The organism is Stenotrophomonas sp. YJH_SMC_133 (assembly GCF_059370655.1).
This window is the reverse complement of record NZ_JCAFTW010000002.1, coordinates 49,195-67,348: the sequence shown is the minus strand read 5'-3', so window position 1 is coordinate 67,348 and position 18,154 is coordinate 49,195. Positions and strand designations below refer to the sequence as shown.

The 18,154-nt window shown below is 67.3% G+C and carries 12 protein-coding genes; 9 read left to right on the top strand and 3 right to left on the bottom strand.

Annotation, left to right across the window (positions count from 1 at the left end; genetic code table 11):
* Positions 1–39 precede the first annotated feature (39 nt).
* From AC5P78_RS02825 to AC5P78_RS02815, 3 genes are all read right to left on the bottom strand, one after another.
* Positions 40–333 carry a LysM peptidoglycan-binding domain-containing protein gene (locus AC5P78_RS02825; RefSeq protein WP_005411287.1) on the bottom strand — a complete coding sequence of 98 codons (294 nt, stop codon included), beginning with the start codon at positions 331–333 and terminating at the stop codon, positions 40–42.
* Between the two features lie 285 nt (positions 334–618).
* Positions 619–1,437 (bottom strand): NADPH-dependent 7-cyano-7-deazaguanine reductase QueF, encoded by an 819-nt coding sequence (queF, locus tag AC5P78_RS02820; protein ID WP_012481425.1) that lies wholly within the window; start codon positions 1,435–1,437, stop codon positions 619–621.
* Positions 1,438–1,963: 526 nt separating this feature from the next.
* Positions 1,964–3,283, bottom strand: a complete 1,320-nt coding sequence (locus AC5P78_RS02815; RefSeq protein WP_012481426.1) for a M20 family metallopeptidase — start codon at positions 3,281–3,283, stop codon at positions 1,964–1,966.
* 188 nt (positions 3,284–3,471) lie between these two features.
* On the opposite strand from AC5P78_RS02815, the gene AC5P78_RS02810 reads away from it, so the two are divergent.
* From AC5P78_RS02810 to AC5P78_RS02770, 9 genes are all read left to right on the top strand, one after another.
* On the top strand, positions 3,472–4,716 hold the full coding sequence (locus AC5P78_RS02810; protein ID WP_043034293.1) for an efflux RND transporter periplasmic adaptor subunit: 1,245 nt from the start codon (positions 3,472–3,474) through the stop codon (positions 4,714–4,716).
* 74 nt (positions 4,717–4,790) lie between these two features.
* Positions 4,791–8,024, top strand: coding sequence for an efflux RND transporter permease subunit (locus AC5P78_RS02805; RefSeq protein WP_414498618.1), 3,234 nt, complete (start codon positions 4,791–4,793; stop codon positions 8,022–8,024).
* A 31-nt stretch (positions 8,025–8,055) separates the two neighbouring features.
* A complete protein-coding gene (locus AC5P78_RS02800; protein ID WP_005411292.1) occupies positions 8,056–11,178 on the top strand; it encodes an efflux RND transporter permease subunit in 3,123 nt (1,040 codons plus the stop codon).
* Positions 11,179–11,346: 168 nt separating this feature from the next.
* Positions 11,347–13,524: a YccS family putative transporter gene (gene yccS / locus AC5P78_RS02795; protein WP_111173671.1), complete on the top strand. Its 2,178-nt coding sequence runs from the start codon at positions 11,347–11,349 to the stop codon at positions 13,522–13,524.
* A gap of 156 nt (positions 13,525–13,680) precedes the next feature.
* Positions 13,681–14,475 (top strand): SDR family NAD(P)-dependent oxidoreductase, encoded by a 795-nt coding sequence (locus AC5P78_RS02790; protein ID WP_012481431.1) that lies wholly within the window; start codon positions 13,681–13,683, stop codon positions 14,473–14,475.
* A 98-nt stretch (positions 14,476–14,573) separates the two neighbouring features.
* Positions 14,574–16,463 (top strand): MFS transporter, encoded by a 1,890-nt coding sequence (locus AC5P78_RS02785; RefSeq protein ID WP_099472743.1) that lies wholly within the window; start codon positions 14,574–14,576, stop codon positions 16,461–16,463.
* Positions 16,464–16,645: 182 nt separating this feature from the next.
* The gene (locus tag AC5P78_RS02780) at positions 16,646–16,933 is read left to right on the top strand and encodes a CD225/dispanin family protein (RefSeq protein WP_005411297.1); all 288 of its coding nucleotides are present in this window, start codon (positions 16,646–16,648) and stop codon (positions 16,931–16,933) included.
* A 34-nt stretch (positions 16,934–16,967) separates the two neighbouring features.
* The gene (locus AC5P78_RS02775; RefSeq protein WP_005411298.1) at positions 16,968–17,246 is read left to right on the top strand and encodes a CD225/dispanin family protein; all 279 of its coding nucleotides are present in this window, start codon (positions 16,968–16,970) and stop codon (positions 17,244–17,246) included.
* A 43-nt stretch (positions 17,247–17,289) separates the two neighbouring features.
* Positions 17,290–17,715: a DUF2752 domain-containing protein gene (locus AC5P78_RS02770; RefSeq protein ID WP_005411299.1), complete on the top strand. Its 426-nt coding sequence runs from the start codon at positions 17,290–17,292 to the stop codon at positions 17,713–17,715.
* Positions 17,716–18,154: the final 439 nt, after the last annotated feature.

Genomic DNA, 18,154 nt, shown 5'->3' with positions numbered 1-18,154 from the left:
TTCCTCCCAGGGATTGTCGGACGGCGTTTGATCGCCGGCTTACTTCGGCGGCAGTTTCAGGGTCTGGCCCGGGAAGATCTTGTCCGGGTCGTCAAGCACATCGCGATTGGCTTCGAAGATCTTCTTCCAGGCGTTGGCGTCGCCCAGATGCTGCTTGGCGATCTTCGACAGCGAGTCACCCTTCTGCACGGTATAGGTGCCGCCGCTGACGATCTCGGCGGTGCTGTCCACCGAAGCGCTCACGCCGGAGAAGTCCGCCTTCGGCACCTGCTCGGCGGTACTGTCGACGCTGGCGCTGACGCCGGAGAAATCGGCTTTCTTCTCGGTACTCATCCACAACTCCCGTCTGCATGACTACGTGGCTCGCACGGTGCCATGGCGGTTGTTAAATGGGGATGGTGCAGATGTGAAGCCGCCCCGGGGGGCGGCTGAACAATCGGGAGAGACGGTGCCCGGTAGTGCCGGCCGCTGGTCGGCTGTGCCAGGGGGATCCGGCCTTGGCCGATTGCCGGCCAGCGGCCGGCACTACCCGTAACCGCCTGCGAATCATGGTAGTGCCGGCCGCTGGCCGGTGTTCGCCGGGCATGGCCCGGCACAACGGGCAACCGCCTGCGGCGGTTACTGGCGCAGTTCGCGGTAGGTCGCGGCCGGGGCGGCAATGCCGGGACTGGCGCGCCACGGGTTGATGTCCAGGCCACCACGGCGGGTATAGCGCGCCTCCACTTCCAGCCATTGCGGCTGGCAGCGCGCAGACACCTCGCTGAAGATCCGCTCAACGCACTGCTCGTGGAACTCGGCGTGCTCGCGGTAGCTCACCAGATAGCGCAGCAGGCCGGCACGATCGATCTTCGGCCCGCGGTAACGCAGGCTGACCGTCGCCCAGTCCGGCTGGCCGGTGACCGGGCAGTTGGACTTCAGCAGTGCCGAGACCAGGGTCTCCTCCACCACCTCACCGGCATTGGCCGAGAGAAAGTCCGCCTGCGGCGGGCCGTAGCAGTCGATCTCCAGCTCCAGCCCGTCGATGGATTCACCGAGCGGCGTCTCGCGCAGGCCCGGCAGCCCGAACTCGACCTGGACCGGCGCACCGGCACAATCCGACAGATCCGCCACGATGCGCGCGCGCAGTGCCTCGGCGCTGTCGATGCGGGTGCTGTTGAGGGAGTTGAGGTACAGCTTGAACGACTTCGATTCGATCAGCCGCGGCGAGGTGCACGGCACCTGCACGGTGGCCACGGCCACCTGCGGCTTGCCACGCGGGTCGAGCCAGCTCAGCTCGAAGGCGTGCCAGCGGTCATGGCCGACGAACGGCAGCGCGGCGTCATCGAGGCCGATCTCGGCGCGGGCGCCGCTGCGGGGGATGGGAAACAGCAGGCCGGGATCGTACTGCGACGGGTAACTGACCTCGCGACCGAGGCTGGAATCCTGTGGGGTGTTCATGGGGGGCATTGTATCGCGCGGACGGCGGGCCTTCGGCCGGGCCGGCCAACGGCGGAGCCCCTCCGTGGTGGTTTTGTTGGTTGGTCGTGGAAGGCGGTCTATCGGCTTGGCCGGGTGGGTAGGCGGGGCGGGGGTGTCCGCGGCATCCATGCCGCGGACACCCCCGCCCCGCCTACCCACCCGGCCCCTGACAGTTCCTTGCGCGCCACCACCACCACGGGAAAGATCAGGAAAATCAAAATCAGAAGCCGATCCTTCAGACATTCATGACGTCCGCCGTGCCGACCAACGGTCGGCACCCACCAACAGCAGCGGGCACCAACAGCCGCGGGAAACTGTCGAAGGCGGGGTGGGTCCGGTTGAGGGGGTGTCCGCGGCATGGATGCCGCGGCCAAGCCCCCATGGACGGGTTTACGGCGTCCCCCTCAACCGGACCCACCCCGCCATCCCACGGAATGCCCGCTTTTGACGTTGACGTTGCCGTTGATCCAAGCGGGTGCAGGGCTGCAAGCCCTGCCGGAAACCCTCACCCCGCCGGAGTGCCGGCACCGTGCAGGTAATCCAGGCTCACCTGCAGCAGCGCGCGCAGTCCGACATCCAGCGCCTTCTCATCCAGCAGGAACTTCGGCGAATGATTGGCGGGCGCCGTCGCCGGGTCGATGCCCACGCTGGTGGAACCAACGAAGAAGAACATCCCCGGCACTTCCTTCGCGTACAGCGAGAAATCCTCCGCGCCCATCTGCAGCGGTGGCTCGTACACGTTGTCCTTGCCCACCACCGCCTGCAGGCTCGGCAGCATCTTCGCGGTCAGCGCCGGGTCGTTCACCGTGGCCGGGTTGCCTTCCGATTCGTAGATGTCGGTCACCGCCTTCGCACCGTGCGCGGCGGCGGTGTGCTCGGCGACGTTGCGCAGGTCGGCGAAGATCTGCTGGCGCATGCCCTCGTCGAAGGTGCGGATGGTGCCGACCATCTCCACCTCGTCCGGAATGATGTTGTAGCGGATGCCGCCGTTGATCGCACCGAAGGTCAGCACCGCCGGTTGCTTGGACAGGTTGGCGCGGCGGCTGACGATGGTCTGCGCGGTGCCGACCAGATCGGCGGTGGCCACGATCGGGTCGACACCGTTCCACGGTGCCGAGCCGTGCGTCTGGCGACCGATCACCTTGATCCCGAAACGATCCGAGGCGGCCATCAATGGGCCACCGCGCACCGCGATCTGGCCGGCCTGCACGCTGGAGAACACATGCAGTCCAAACACCGCCTCCGGCTTGAAGTCGGCGAACAGGCCTTCCTTCAGCATCAGCGCGGCACCGCCCTCTTCCGGCGGCGGTGCGCCTTCCTCGGCCGGCTGGAAGATCAGCATCACCTGGCCCGGCAGGTCCTTCTTCATCGACACCAGCGCTTCGGCCACGCCCAGCAAGGTGGCGGTGTGCGCGTCATGGCCGCAGGCATGCATCACGCCCACGGTCTGGCCGCGGTACTGGTCGGTGGCCTTGGAGGCGAACGGCAGCCCGGTCTGTTCGGTTACCGGCAGCGCGTCCATGTCCGCGCGCAGCGCGATCTTCGGGCCGGGCTTGCCGCCTTCGATGATCGCCACCACGCCGTGGTGGGCGATGCCAGTCTTCGGCTTCAAGCCCATCGCACGCAGGCGCTTGGCGACCTCGGCCGAGGTGCGCGCCTCGCGGTTGGACAGTTCCGGGTGCTGATGGAAGTCGCGGCGCCATTCAACCACCTTGGCCTGCAGGCGCTGGGCAGCGGCGGTCACTTCGGGGCGTTGCCCGTCCTGGGCGTGGGCAACGGCCGGCAGGGCCAGCAGCAGGGCGGACAGCAGCAGCGAACGGCGCATCGCAATCTCCACAGCAAGAGGGGCCCAGCTGAATGTAGGGCAACACCGCCGCCACGGGAACCTCCGCGGCCGGATCCGGTCTTAGCGCCCGTCCCATCCGTCATGCAGGAAACGTGATGTGGCACAGGTATGCTTTGCGCATTGCCAACCGGGGCCGCGCCCCGTCCAGCCCTCTTGGAGTCCTCGTAATGTCACGTGTTTGGAAGATCGTGCTGCTGGTCGTGGCGGTTCTGGTGCTGGCCGTGGTCGGCCTGCGCGTCATCGGCGGGGGCAAGGACAAGGCTGGAAAGCCGGCAGCGGGAGCGCGCCAGGGTGGCGAAGACCCGGATGCCGGCCCGGTGCCGGTGACCGTGGTCGAGGCCACGCACCAGGACGTACCGGTGTATGCCAGCGCACTGGGTACCGTGACGGCAATGAACACCGTCACCGTCAGCCCGCAGGTCGGTGGCCAGCTGATGAGCCTGAACTTCCGCGAGGGCCAGGAAGTGAAGAAGGGCGACGTGCTGGCAGTGATCGATCCACGCACCGCCCAGGCCAGCTACGACCAGGCCGCGGCAGCCAAGCGCCAGAACGAGGCGCTGCTGGCCACCGCGCGCTCCAACTACCAGCGCTCCAATGCGCCGGAGTACCGCCAGTTCGTCGCCAAGACCGATCTGGATACACAGCGAAACCAAGTGGCACAGTACGAAAGCGCAGTCGCGGCGAACGAAGCCAGCATGCGCTCGGCACAGGTGCAGCTGCAGTACACCAGGGTCACCGCACCGATCACCGGCATCGCCGGCATCCGCGCGGTCGACGCGGGCAACGTGGTCAACGCCGGCACCGCGCTGGTCACCCTGACCCAGATCCACCCGATCCACGTCCTGTTCAACCTGCCCGAACGCCAGCTCGGCGACGTGCGCCAGGCGCAGGCCGCCGGCGCGGTGCCGGTGGCGGCACTGGACCGCGCCGACTCGCACGTGCTGTCCGGCGACGGCAAGCTGGACGTGGTCGACAACCTGATCAGTGCCGACAGCGGCACCTTCAAGGCGCGCGCGCTGTTCGACAACACCGACAACGGCCTGTGGCCGGGCCAGTTCGTCAACGTGCGCATGCAGCTGCGCACGATTGCCGGCGGCGTGGTCATTCCGACCCAGGCCGTGCTGCGTGGGCCGGATGGCGAGTACGTCTACGTCGTGCAGGGCGACAACACGGTGAAGATGCAGACCGTGCGCAGCGGCGTGGAAGTGGGCGACAGCCAGGTGCAGATCGCCGAAGGCCTGAAGGGCGGCGAGCGGGTGGTCAGTGAAGGCCAGTTCCGCCTGAAGCCGGGCAGCAAGGTCACCGCGCTGAAGCCGGGCGAAACCCCGGCCGCACCGACCGAGGCCGAGCTGAAGGCGGCCGAACAGAAGAACGGTGGCGGCGGTGGCCGTCGCGGTGGCGGTCCGCGCTGAGCGCAGGCCACGGTTCTCCCTCGCGCCGGCGGACCCGCCGGCGCCGACATTGAAGTGCCAGCAAGGATCAGTCCGTGGGCTTTTCGACGATCTTCATCCGCCGCCCGATCGCTACCTCGCTGTTGATGGCGGGCCTGTTGCTGCTGGGCATCCTCGGTTACCGCAAGCTGCCGGTGTCGGCGCTGCCGGAAATCGATGCGCCCAGCCTGGTGGTCACCACCCAGTACCCAGGCGCAAACGCCACCACCATGGCCTCGCTGGTCACCACGCCACTGGAGCGCCAGTTCGGCCAGATTTCCGGGCTGGAGCTGATGACCTCCGACTCGTCGGCTGGCTTGTCCACGATCATCCTGCAGTTCTCGATGGACCGCGACATCGACATCGCCGCGCAGGACGTGCAGGCGGCGATCCGCCAGGCCACCCTGCCCTCGTCGCTGCCCTACCAGCCGGTCTACAACCGGGTGAACCCGGCCGACGCGGCCATCGTCACCCTGAAACTGACCTCTGACACGCGCCCGCTGCGCGACGTCAACAATTACGCCGACTCGATCCTGGCCCAGCGCCTGTCGCAGGTGCAGGGCGTCGGCCTGGTCTCGATTGCCGGCAACGTGCGCCCGGCCGTGCGCATCCAGGTCAATCCGGCGCAGCTGTCGAACATGGGCCTGACCCTGGAACAGCTGCGCAGCGCGCTCACCCAGGCCAACGTCAATGCGCCCAAGGGCTCGTTGAACGGCAAGACCCAGTCCTACAGCATCGGCACCAACGACCAGCTGGCCAGCGCCGCCGAGTACCGCGACACCATCATCAGCTACAAGAACGGCCGCCCGGTGCGGCTGTCCGACGTGGCCGAGGTGGTCGACGGCGTGGAGAACGACCAGCTGGCGGCCTGGGCCGATGGCAAGCCGGCGGTGCTGCTGGAAGTGCGTCGCCAGCCGGGCGCCAACATCGTGCAGACCGTCGAGCGCATCCGCGCGATCCTGCCCCAGCTGCAGGGCGTGCTGCCGGCCGACGTGCACCTGGAGATCTTCAACGACCGCACCGAGACCATCCGCGCCTCGGTGCATGAAGTGCAGTTCACCCTGATCCTCACCATCGGCCTGGTGGTGGCGGTGATCTTCGTGTTCCTGCGCCGGCTGTGGGCCACCATCATCCCCTCGGTGGCGGTGCCGCTGTCGCTGGCCGGCACCTTCGCTGTGATGGCCTTTGCCGGCATGTCGCTGGACAACCTGTCGCTGATGGCGCTGGTGGTGGCTACCGGCTTCGTGGTCGACGATGCGATCGTGATGATCGAGAACATCGTGCGTTACATCGAGCAGGGCAAGAGTGGCAAGGAAGCGGCCGAGATCGGCGCACGCCAGATCGGCTTCACCGTGCTGTCGCTGACGGTCTCGCTGGTGGCGGTGTTCCTGCCGCTGCTGCTGATGCCTGGCGTCACCGGCCGCCTGTTCCACGAGTTCGCCTGGGTGCTGAGCATCGCCGTGGTGCTGTCGATGCTGATCTCGCTGACGCTGACCCCGATGATGTGCGCCTACCTGCTCAAGCCCGACGCCCTGCCCGAGGGCGAGGATGCGCATGAGCGCGCAGCGGCGGCCGGCAAACAGAACCTGTGGACGCGCACCGTCGGCCTGTACGAGCACAGCCTGGACTGGGTGCTGGGCCACCAGCGCCTGACCCTGGTCGTGGCCGGTGGCGCGCTGGTATTGACCGTGCTGCTGTACGTGCTGATTCCCAAGGGGCTGCTGCCCGAGCAGGACACCGGCCTGATCACCGGCGTGGTGCAGGCCGACCAGAACATCGCTTTCCCGCAGATGGAACAGCGCACCAGGCAGGTCGCCGAAGCCCTGCGCCAGGATCCGGACGTGACCGGCGTGTCGGCATTCATCGGTGCCGGCAGCATGAACCCCACGCTCAACCAGGGCCAGCTGTCGATCGTGCTGAAGGAGCGCAGCCAGCGTGATGGCCTGGATGAGATCCTGCCGCGCCTGCAGAAGGCGGTGGCCGGAATCCCGGGCGTGGCGCTGTACCTGAAGCCGGTGCAGGACGTGACCCTGGACACCCGCGTGGCCGCCACCGAGTACCAGTACTCGCTGTCGGACGTGGATTCGGCAACGGTGGCCACGCAGGCCACGCGCCTGACCGAAGCGCTGCGCAAGCGCCCGGAACTGGCCGACGTGGACAACAACCTGTCCAACCAGGGCCGCGCGCTTGAACTGAACATCGACCGCGACAAGGCCAGTGTGCTGGGCGTGCCGATGCAGACCATCGACGACACGCTCTACGATGCCTTCGGCCAGCGCCAGATCTCGACCATCTTCACCGAACTCAACCAGTATCGGGTTGTGCTGGAAGTGGCGCCGGAGTTCCGCACCAGCACCGCGCTGATGGAACAGCTGGCCGTGGCTTCCAACGGCGCCGGCGCGCTGACCGGCACCAATGCCACCAGCTTCGGCCAGGTCACCTCGTCCAACTCGTCCACCGCCACCGGCATCGGCGCGCAGAACACCGGCATCACGGTCGGCGCCGGCAACATCATTCCGCTGTCGGCGCTGGCCGAAGGCAAGGTCAGCAGTGCGCCGCTGGTGGTCAGCCACCAGCAGCAGCTGCCGGCAGTGACGGTCTCGTTCAACGTGGCGCCGGGCTATTCGCTGTCCGAAGCGGTGCGTGCGATCCAGGAGACCAAGGACAGCCTGGACATGCCGGCACACCTGCATGCCGAGTTCATCGGCAAGGCCGCCGAATTCACCGGCAGCCAGACCGATGTGGTGTGGCTGCTGCTGGCCTCGCTGGTGGTGATCTACATCGTGCTCGGTGTGCTCTACGAGAGCTACATCCACCCGATCACGATCATCTCCACGCTGCCACCGGCCGGCGTCGGCGCGCTGCTGGCGCTGATGCTGTGCGGGCTGAGCCTGTCGGTGGACGGCATCGTCGGCATCGTGCTGTTGATCGGCATCGTCAAGAAGAACGGCATCATGATGGTGGACTTCGCGATCGAGGCGCGTCGCGCCGGTGCCAACGCGCATGAAGCGATCCGCCGCGCCTGCCTGCTGCGCTTCCGTCCGATCATGATGACCACCGCCGCGGCAATGCTCGGCGCACTGCCGCTGGCGCTGGGCACCGGCATCGGCTCGGAGCTGCGCCGCCCGCTGGGCATCGCCATCGTCGGCGGCCTGCTGCTGTCGCAGCTGGTCACGCTGTACACAACGCCGGTGATCTACCTGTACATGGAACGCTTCTCCGAATGGCTGGCGCGCCGCCGCGAGCAGCGCGCACTGCGCAACGGTTCGCTGCAGGAGCCGCAGGCATGATCCACGCCCCGCTGCTGCGGTGGGCCGCACGATGAACCTGTCCGGCCCCTTCATCCGCCGCCCGATCGGCACCGCGCTGCTGGCCATCGGCCTGTTCATGGTCGGCCTGATCTGCTACCTGCGCCTGGGCGTATCGGCACTGCCGAACATCGAGATCCCGGTGATCTTCGTGCACGCCAGCCAGTCCGGCGCGGATGCGGCGACCATGGCCTCGACAGTCACCGCGCCGCTGGAGCGCCACCTCGGCCAGCTGCCGGGCATCGACCGCATGCGCTCGTCGAGCTCGGAAGGCAGCTCGCTGGTGTTCATGATCTTCCAGAGCGGCCACAACATCGATTCGGCCGCGCTGGACGTGCAGACCGCGATCAACTCGGCGCAGGCCGACCTGCCTTCGGGCATGGGCTCGCCGATGTACCAGAAGGCGAATCCGAACGACGACCCGGTCATCGCCATCGCGCTGACCTCGCAGACGCAGTCGGCCGACGAGCTGTACAACGTCGCCGACTCGCTGCTGGCCCAGCGCATCCGCCAGATCAGCGGCGTTGCTTCGGTCGACATCGCTGGCGCTTCGACGCCGGCGGTGCGTGTGGACGTCAACCTGCGCCTGATGAACGCGCTCGGCCTGACCGCCGATGACCTGCGCAACGCCGTGCGCGCGGCCAACGTGACCTCGCCCACCGGTTTCCTCAGCGACGGCAACACCACTACCGCGATCATCGCCAACGACTCGGTGGCGCGTGCCGCCGACTTCGCCGACCTGGTGGTCAAGACCCAGGGCGATGGCCGGGTGATCCGCCTGAAGGACATCGCCAACGTCTACGACGGCCAGCAGGATGCCTACCAGGCCGCGTGGTTCGACCACAAACCGGCGGTGGTGATGTACGTGTTCACCCGTGCCGGGGCCAACATCGTGGAGACCGTGGACCGGGTCAAGGCGCAGATCCCGACCCTGCGCGATTACCTGCAGCCCGGCACCACGATGACGCCGTACTTCGACCGTACGCCGACCATCCGCTCGTCGCTGCATGAAGTGCAGATCACCCTGCTGATCAGCCTGGCGATGGTGGTGCTGACCATGGCGCTGTTCCTGCGCCGGCTGGCACCCACGCTGATCGCTGCGGTGACCGTGCCGCTGTCGCTGGCCGGTGCCGCGCTGGTGATGTACGTGATGGGCTTCACCCTGAACAACCTGAGCCTGCTGGCGCTGGTGATCGCCATCGGCTTCGTGGTCGACGATGCGATCGTGGTGATCGAGAACATCATGCGCCACCTCGACGAAGGCATGCCGCGGATGCAGGCGGCGCTCACCGGCGCGCGCGAGATCGGCTTTACCATCGTCTCGATCACCGCCTCGCTGGTGGCGGTGTTCATCCCGCTCCTGTTCGCCAGCGGCATGATGGGTGCGTTCTTCCGCGAATTCACCGTCACCCTGGTGGCGGCCATCGTGGTCTCGATGATCGTCTCGCTGACGCTGACTCCGGCGTTGTGCAGCCGGTTCCTCAGCGCACACGACCACAGCGCGCCGCCGTCGCGCTTCGGCCGCTGGCTGGATGCCGGCCATGAGCGCATGCTTCGCATCTACACGGTCTTCCTCGACTTCTCGCTGCGCCACGCGCTGCTGCTGTCGCTGACCCCGCTGATCCTGATCGGCGCCACCGTCTTCCTGTTCGGCGCGGTGAAAAAGGGCGCGTTCCCGCCGCAGGACACCGGCCTGATCTGGGGCCGCGCCAATTCCAGCGCCACGGTGTCCTTCGAGGACATGGTCGCCCGCCAGCGCCGCATCACCGACATGCTGATGGCCGACCCCGCGGTGAAGACCGTGGGCGTGCGCCTGGGCAGCGGCCGCCAGGGCTCCAGCGCACAGTTCAACATCGAGCTGAAGTCGCGCAGCGATGGCCGTCGCGAGACCACCGCGCACGCACTCGCACGGCTGAGTGCCAAGGCCGACCGCTACCCCGACCTGCAGCTGCGCCTGCGCGCGATCCAGGATCTGCCCAGCAACGATGGCGGCGGTTCCAGCCAGGGCGCGCAGTACCGCATCTCGCTGCAGGGCAACGACCTGGCATCGCTGCAGGAATGGCTGCCCAAGCTGCAGGCGGAGCTGAAGAAGAACCCCAAGCTGCGCGATGTCGGTACCGACGTGGACAACGCCGGCCTGCGCCAGAACATCCAGATCGACCGCGCCAAGGCCGCACGCCTGGGCATCACCGTGGGTGCCATCGACGGTGCGCTGTACGGTGCGTTCGGCCAGCGCCAGATCTCCACCATCTATTCGGACATCAACCAGTACAGCGTGGTGGTCAACGCCCTGCCCTCGCAGACCGCCACCCCCGCCGCGCTGGACGAGGTGTACGTACGTGCGCGCAATGGCGACATGGTGCCGATCACCGCGGTGGCCACGCAGATGCCCGGCCTGGCCCCTTCGCAGATCACCCACGAGAACCAGTACACGACGATGGACCTCAGCTACAACCTGGCTCCGAACGTGAGCATGGGTGAGGCCAAGGCGATCATCGACGCGACCGTGGCCGGCATGCGCATGCCTGGTGACATCCGCCTGGCCGATGATGCGGGCTTCGGCTTCAACTCCGACCCCAGCGACATGCTGATCCTGGTGTTCGCCGCGATCCTGACCGTGTACCTGGTGCTGGGCATGCTCTACGAGAGCCTGATCCATCCGGTCACCATCCTGTCCACGCTGCCGGCGGCGGGCGTGGGTGCACTGCTCGCGTTGTTCGGCACCAACACCGAGTTGTCGGTGATCTCGATGATCGCGCTGGTGCTGTTGATCGGCATCGTCAAGAAGAACGCGATCATGATGATCGACTTCGCGCTGGTGGCGCAGCGCGAGCATGGCCTGGCACCGCGCGATGCCGCGCGCGAGGCCAGCATCGTGCGCTTCCGCCCGATCATGATGACCACGATGGTGGCGATCCTGGCGGCGGTGCCGCTGGCGATCGGCCTGGGCGAAGGCTCCGAACTGCGCCGCCCGCTGGGCATCGCGATGATCGGCGGCCTGCTGTTCTCGCAGAGCCTGACCCTGCTCAGCACGCCGGCGCTGTACGTGATCTTCTCGTGCCTGGCCGAACGCTGGCGGGCACGTCGCGCACGCAAGCGCGAAGCGAAGCTGCTCAAGCGCGCGCAGCGTGCGTAGAACGGCCCATCCACGCATGGCGTGGATCTATGGGTAGAGCCGGCCGCTGGCCGGCTTTCTCGGTACGGAAAATCTGCCGGCCAGCGGCCGGCACTACCGCGGTGGTCCGCCCTCCATATTTCACGCGCACCCCGCAATAATGGTGGGAGATCCTTCCGCCGAGCCTGCATGCCCGCCCGCCAATCCCGCCTCAGCCGCCTGTGGGCCCACGAGAAGGCCAGTTACGGCCTGCGCGTGTTCATCGCCCTGACCGCAGCGCTTGCCGTGTGCTGGCAGCTGGATGCGCTGACCGCCCTGCCCGGCGTATTCCTGGGCATCATCGCCAGCGCCATCGCCGAGACCGACGACAACTGGTGGGGCCGGACCAAGGCGGTGGCGCTGTCGCTGCTGTGTTTCTGCATCGCTGCGGCGTCGGTGATCTGGCTGTTCCCCTGGCCGTGGATCTTCATCGGCGCGCTGGCACTGTCCACCTTCTGCCTGACCCTGCTGGGCGCGCTCGGCGAGCGCTACGCATCCATCGCCCAGGCCACGGTAACGCTGGCGATCTACACGATGATCGGGCTGGAGCAGCACGGTGCCAGCGACCTGCACACCGCGCTGCAAGCGGTCAGCCACCTGCTGGCGGGCGCCGTCTGGTACGGACTGCTGTCGATCCTGTGGACCGCACTTTTCGCCAACCGACCGGTGCGCGAGCGCGTGGCGCGGCTTTACATCGAGCTGGGCCGCTACCTGCAGCTGAAGGCCGCCCTGTTCGAACCGGTACGTGAGGCCGACCTGCAACGCCGCCAGCTCGACCTGGCCGAGCAGAACCGGCGCGTGGTCGGCGCATTGAACGAGGCCAAGACCGCGATTCTCGCCCGCTTCGGCCGTTCCGGGCGGCCGGGCGTGAACTCCGGCCTGTACCTGCGCCTCTATTACATGGCACAGGATTTCCACGAGCGCGCCAGTTCCTCGCACTACCCATACGGCGCCCTGGTCGATGCGTTCTTCCACAGCGACGTGCTGTACCGCTGCCAGCGCCTGCTCGATCTTCAGGGCCAGGCCTGCGCGCGCCTGGGCGAGGCGATCCGCCTGCGCCGCCCGTTCGTGTATGGCGAAACCAACCAGCAGGCCGGGCGCGACCTGGCCGATGCGCTGGCCTACCTGCGCGACCAGCAGCGCCCGCAGTGGCAGCGCCTGCTGGGTTCGCTGGACCTGCTGGTGCACAACCTGCGCAGCATCGAACGCCGCCTGCTGGACGCCGAACGCTCCGAGGCCAGTCTCGACAATGTCGATACGCGCCTGCGCGACAGCAACCCGCATACCCTGCGCGAGATGGGCGTGCGCGTGCGCCAGCAGCTCACGCCCGGCTCGGTCCTGTTCCGCCACGGCCTGCGCATGGCATTGGCGCTGATCGCCGGTTTCGCCGCGATCCGTCTGTTCAATGCGCAGAACGGCTCGTGGGTGCTGCTGACCATCGTGTTCGTGTGCCGGCCCAACTTCGGTGCGACCCGGCAGCGCCTGGCGCAGCGCATCGTCGGCACCGTGGCGGGCCTCGTGCTCACCTGGGCGCTGCTGCAGTTATTCCCGCAACTGCACGTGCAACTGCTGATCGCGCTGCTGTCGGCGCTGCTGTTCTTCTTCACCCGCACCGACCGCTACCTGGTGGCATCGGCGGCGATCACGGTGATGGCCCTGACCTGCTTCAACCTGATCGGCGATGGCTTCGTGCTGATCGTGCCGCGCATGGTCGACACGCTGCTGGGCTGCGCGATCGCCGCTGCCGCCGCGTTCCTGATCCTGCCCGACTGGCAGGGCCGCCAGCTGCACCTTGTGCTGGCGCGGGTGCTGGATACCGCCGCGCGCTACCTGGATTCGGTGCTGGACCAGTACCGCAGCGGCATGCGCGATGACCTGGCCTATCGCATCGCCCGCCGCGACATGCACAACGCCGACGCCGCGCTGTCCACCGCGCTGTCGAACATGCTGCGCGAACCCGGTCATGTGCGTCGCAACCTGGATGCCGGCTTCCACTTCCTGGCGCTCTCCAACACGCTGCTTGGGCACTTGTCGGCGCTGGGTGCACACCGCGACCAGGTGGACAGCTACGCCGGCGATCCGCTGGCCTTGGCCGCCGGTGAGCGCGTGCGAAAAGCGCTGCAGCAACTGGCTTCGGCCCTGACCGCACGGAGACCGGTCAGCGAGGACGACAACGACGCCGACCGCGCGGTGGCGGCCGAGCTGGAGCAGATCGACGAGGCGATGCCGGCGAAGCTGCAGTTGATCCGCACCCAGATGGCGCTGGTGCTGCGGATGCTGCCGAAGGTGCGGGCGTCGGCCAATGAGGCGGTGCGCACGCTCGCCTGAAGGCCGGCGCCGGGCATGGCCTGGCGCGACCCGCAGTCCATCCACGCATGACATTGATCTACTGCACCGTGTGCAACCGTGTGTTGCGCCTGGCGCTGCATCCCGATCACGTTCCTGCGCGGATACTGGGTGATCTCCTGCTCCTGGACTCCCCCCATGAAGATCGAACTCGCCGGCCGCACCGCGCTCGTTACCGCTTCCACCGCCGGCATCGGCCTGGCGATCGCCCAGGGTCTTGCCGCGGCGGGTGCGCGGGTCATTCTCAACGGCCGCAGCACCGACAGTGTCGAACGCGCCCGCCAGCGCCTGCTCGCCGCCGTTCCGGGTGCCGAGGTGATCGGCGTCGCCGCCGACCTTTCCGATGCAGCCGGTGTCGATGTGCTGCTGGCCGGCCTGCCCAAGGTCGACATCCTGGTCAACAACGCCGGCATCTTCGGCCCCGAGGACTTCTTCGAGACCGAAGACGCCACCTGGGAGCGCTACTGGCAGACCAACGTGATGTCCGGCGTGCGCCTGTCGCGGGCACTGCTGCCGGCGATGGTCGACGCCGGCTGGGGCCGCGTGCTGTTCATCTCCTCCGAATCGGCACGCAACATTCCCGCCGACATGATCCATTACGGTGTCAGCAAGACCGCGCAGCTGTCGCTGTCGCGCGGCCTGGCCAAGCGCGTGGCCGGCAGTGGCGTCACCGTCAACGCGGTGCTGCCCGGCCCGACCCTGTCCGACGGTTTCGCGGCGATGTTCGAAGATGAACGCCAGCGCAGCGGCAAGCCGCTGGAGCAGATCGGCCGCGAGTTCGTGATGGCACACCGGCCGTCTTCGGTGATCCAGCGCACCGCCACGGTCGAGGAAGTAGCCAACATGGTGGTGTACCTGGCCTCGCCGCAGGCTTCGGCCACCTCCGGTGCAGCACTGCGCGTGGATGGCGGCGTGGTCGACGATATCGTCTGAGACCATCGACAGGTGTGCGGACCAACGGTCCGCACCCACAGGTCCGCACCCACAGCGGATAGGCAGGAATGCTAGGCTGCGCCGGTCAAGGAGGTTCCATGTCCGGTCACAACCAGTTCGCCCTGCTGCGCCAGCGCCGTTTCCTGCCGTTCTTCGTGGTCCAGGCGCTCGGTGCGTTCAACGACAACGTGTACCGGCAGGCGATCATCGGCATGTTGCTGTTCATGGCCGTGCCGGAGGAAGAACTGGGGCTGTACGCCACGCTGGCACCGGCCATCTTCATCCTGCCGTACTTCCTGTTCTCGGCACTGGCCGGGCAGATCGCCGACAAGCTGGAAAAATCGCGACTGATCGTGATCACCACCACCATGGAGATCGTGATCATGTCGCTGGCGGCCACCGGCTTCCTCACCCAGAGCCTGCCGGTGCTGCTGGTCGCCTTGTTCTGCACCGGCATGCAGTCAACCCTGTTCGGCCCGGTGAAGTACTCGGTGCTGCCCTCGGTGCTCAAGCCCGAAGAGCTGACCGGCGGCAACGGCCTGGTCGAGATGGGCACCTCGATGTCGATCCTGTCCGGCATGATCGTCGGCGGCCTGGTGTTCACCGTGGCCGGCAGCCATGGCACGGTGGTGGCCGCGTGCGCGATCATCGCGCTGGCGATCTGCGGCAACATCGCCGCCCGCCTGATTCCCAAGGTCGATGCCGGCGACCCGGACCTGAAGATCAACTGGAACCCGCTGCCGGAATCGCTGGCGGTGCTGCGCATGGCGCGCCAGCAGAAGGCGGTGCGCAATTCAATCCTGGGCGTGTCCTGGTTCTGGTTCGTCGGCACCGTGCTGACCTCGCAGCTGCCGGCCTATGCGGTGACCAACCTCGGCGGCGAACCGACCCTGTATATCTTTGCGCTGGCCCTGTTCTCGGTCGGCACCGGCGTCGGCTCGCTGCTGTGCGAAAAGCTGTCGGCACGCACGGTGGAAATCGGCCTGGTGCCGTTGGGCGCGTTCGGCATGACCGCCTTCCTGCTTGACCTGTACTTCGCGCGCAGCGGCGAGGCGACGGTGCACGGGTTGACCATCGGCACCTTCCTGCAGCAGCCCGGCAGCATCCGCATCGTCATCGACCTGATCGGCATCGGCCTGTTCACCGGTATCTTCGTGGTGCCATTGTTCGCGCTGATCCAGAGCCGCACGCCGAAGGCGCAGATGTCGCGCGTGTTCGCGGCGCTGAACATCCAGAATTCCGGCTTCATCGTCGGCGCAGCCCTGTTGTCACTGGCCGCGCACAAGCTGCTGCACTGGACCATCCCGCAGCAGTTCCTGGCGCTGGCCATCGCCAACGCGCTGGTGGCGATCTACATCTTCACCATCGTCCCCGAATTCCTGATGCGCTTCCTCAGCTGGCTGATGGTGCGCACCCTGTACCGGCTGCGCCCGCACGGCATCGAAGCCAACGTGCCCGACGAAGGTGCCGCGCTGCTGGTCTGCAACCATGTCAGCTACATGGACGCACTGATCCTGTCGGCGACGATTCCGCGTCCGGTGCGCTTCGTCATGTACTACAGGATCTTCAACATCCCGGTGATGCGCTGGATCTTCCGTACCGCCAAGGCGATCCCGATCGCCGGTGCGCGCGAAGACCCGGCGCTGATGCAGCGCGCGTTCGATGACATCGACGCCGCGTTGGCCGAAGGCGAGCTGGTCTGCATCTTCCCGGAAGGCGCACTGACCAAGGATGGTGCGATGGCCCCGTTCAAGTCCGGCGTCGAGAAGATCCTCGAACGGCGGCCGGTGCCGGTGGTGCCGATGGCCCTGCGCGGCATGTGGTCGAGCATGTGGAGCCGGCGCGACAGCCGCCTCGGCCGCATGCGGGTGCCGCGCCGTTTCCGAGCCACCGTCGAGGTAGTGGCGGCACCGTCCATGGACGGCCACACCACCAACGCCCAGGCGCTGGAAGCCCAGGTGCGGGCCCTGCGCGGCGATCACGCCTGACAGAATCGGGCTGACAGGCAGGCCCGGCAACCTCCCCCGCATACGCCACCGTCCAGTAGCGAACACGACATGCCGTGCGTGTAAACGCATACATGCAACGCCGGTTGCGGTAGATTACGCACCCACAGGGGGGAGGTTCGGCCGATTCACCAAGGCCGGCCACCAAGGAATGGAGTCTCGCTTTGAATCAACCACCACCGCTCAGCCGTCCGGTCTACATCCCCAACCATCTGGTCTGGGCGATCCTGACGACGCTGTTCTGCTGCCTGCCGTTGGGCGTGGTGTCGATCGTCTATGCCTCCCAGGTCGATGGCCGCCGCGCGGCTGGCGATCTGCCGGGGGCCTACAGCGCGTCGCGCAAGGCGGGCTGGTGGGCAGTGGCTTCGGCCGTGGCCCTGCCGGTCCTGTTGCTGTTGTGGCTCGGGCTGTTCGGCGGCTTGGCCGTACTGGGCGCTCTTTCCGACCAATGATTCACCACCACCACCCATCAAGGAGCTTGAACCCATGAATACCGCTACTCCGCAGGTCCCGAACAACCTGGTCTGGGCCATCCTGACCACCCTGTTCTGCTGCCTGCCGGCCGGCATCGTGTCGATCGTCTACGCCGCACAGGTCAACGGCAAGCTGGCCGCTGGCGACATCGCCGGCGCCCAGGACTCCGCCGCCAAGGCCAAGAAGTGGGCCATCTGGTCGGCCATTGCCTGGGCCGTGCTGGTCGTGCTGTACGTGCTGTTCTTCGTCGTGCTCGGCGGCATGGGCGCGATGAGCAACAGCGGCTACTGATACGCCTGGACGGATCCGGCGCCTGCGCCGGATCCGTTGTTGCATGTCCGCGCTTCCCGCTCGTTCCCGACTCGCCCGCTGGGCACCGCTGCTGGCTTCCGCCGGCCTGGCCGTGGGTGCCACGGTGGTGCTGCGCAACGTCAATCCGTATGTCGCCGGCAATCCACTGCCGAGCTGCCCGCTGTACGCCCTGACCGGCCTGTACTGCCCGGGCTGTGGCAGCACGCGCTGCCTGTATTCCCTGGTCCACTTCGACCTGCCCGGCGCGATGGCGATGAACCCGCTGCTGGTCATCAGCCTGCCGTTCCTGTTGCTGATGCTGCTGAACATCGCCGGCATCCGCCCACGCGTGCTCGACCCGCTGATGCGGGTGCTGGCCAATCCTGTGTTCTGGCTCTGGGTGCTGCCCGGGTATGCGCTGCTGCGCAACCTGCCTTGGGCACCGTTCACTGCACTGGCACCGATCTAGGTTTCCAGCCAACGGCGCAGCCCCTCGTGGTGGGCGGCGTTTGTCGGTCATGGGATAGGCCGGGCGGGTGGACTGCGCAGGGGTCGCTGCGAGTACTTCCATGTAAGCTCGGTCGCCGCATCCATGCGGCTCACGCCCCTGCGCAGCCCACCCGCCCGGCCACGGACAGTTTCCGTGCGCGTCCACCACGGAAAAGAAAGAAAAGATCAAAAGCAAAAGCGGATCGCTTCGCTGCGCTCGCTCGGAGCCGAGCATGGCTCGGCTCTGGAGAACGTCCGTGCGCGGAAAACTGTCGAAGGCGGGGTGGGTTGGATGGCGGGGGTGTGAGCCGCATGGGCCCGAGGCATGCCTCGGGCGGGTTGGGCAGGACGCCCAACCCGGGTCTTGCCGTGTGCGCAGGACAGCGCACACGAGCAAGCGGCGACCAAGCCTCCATGGA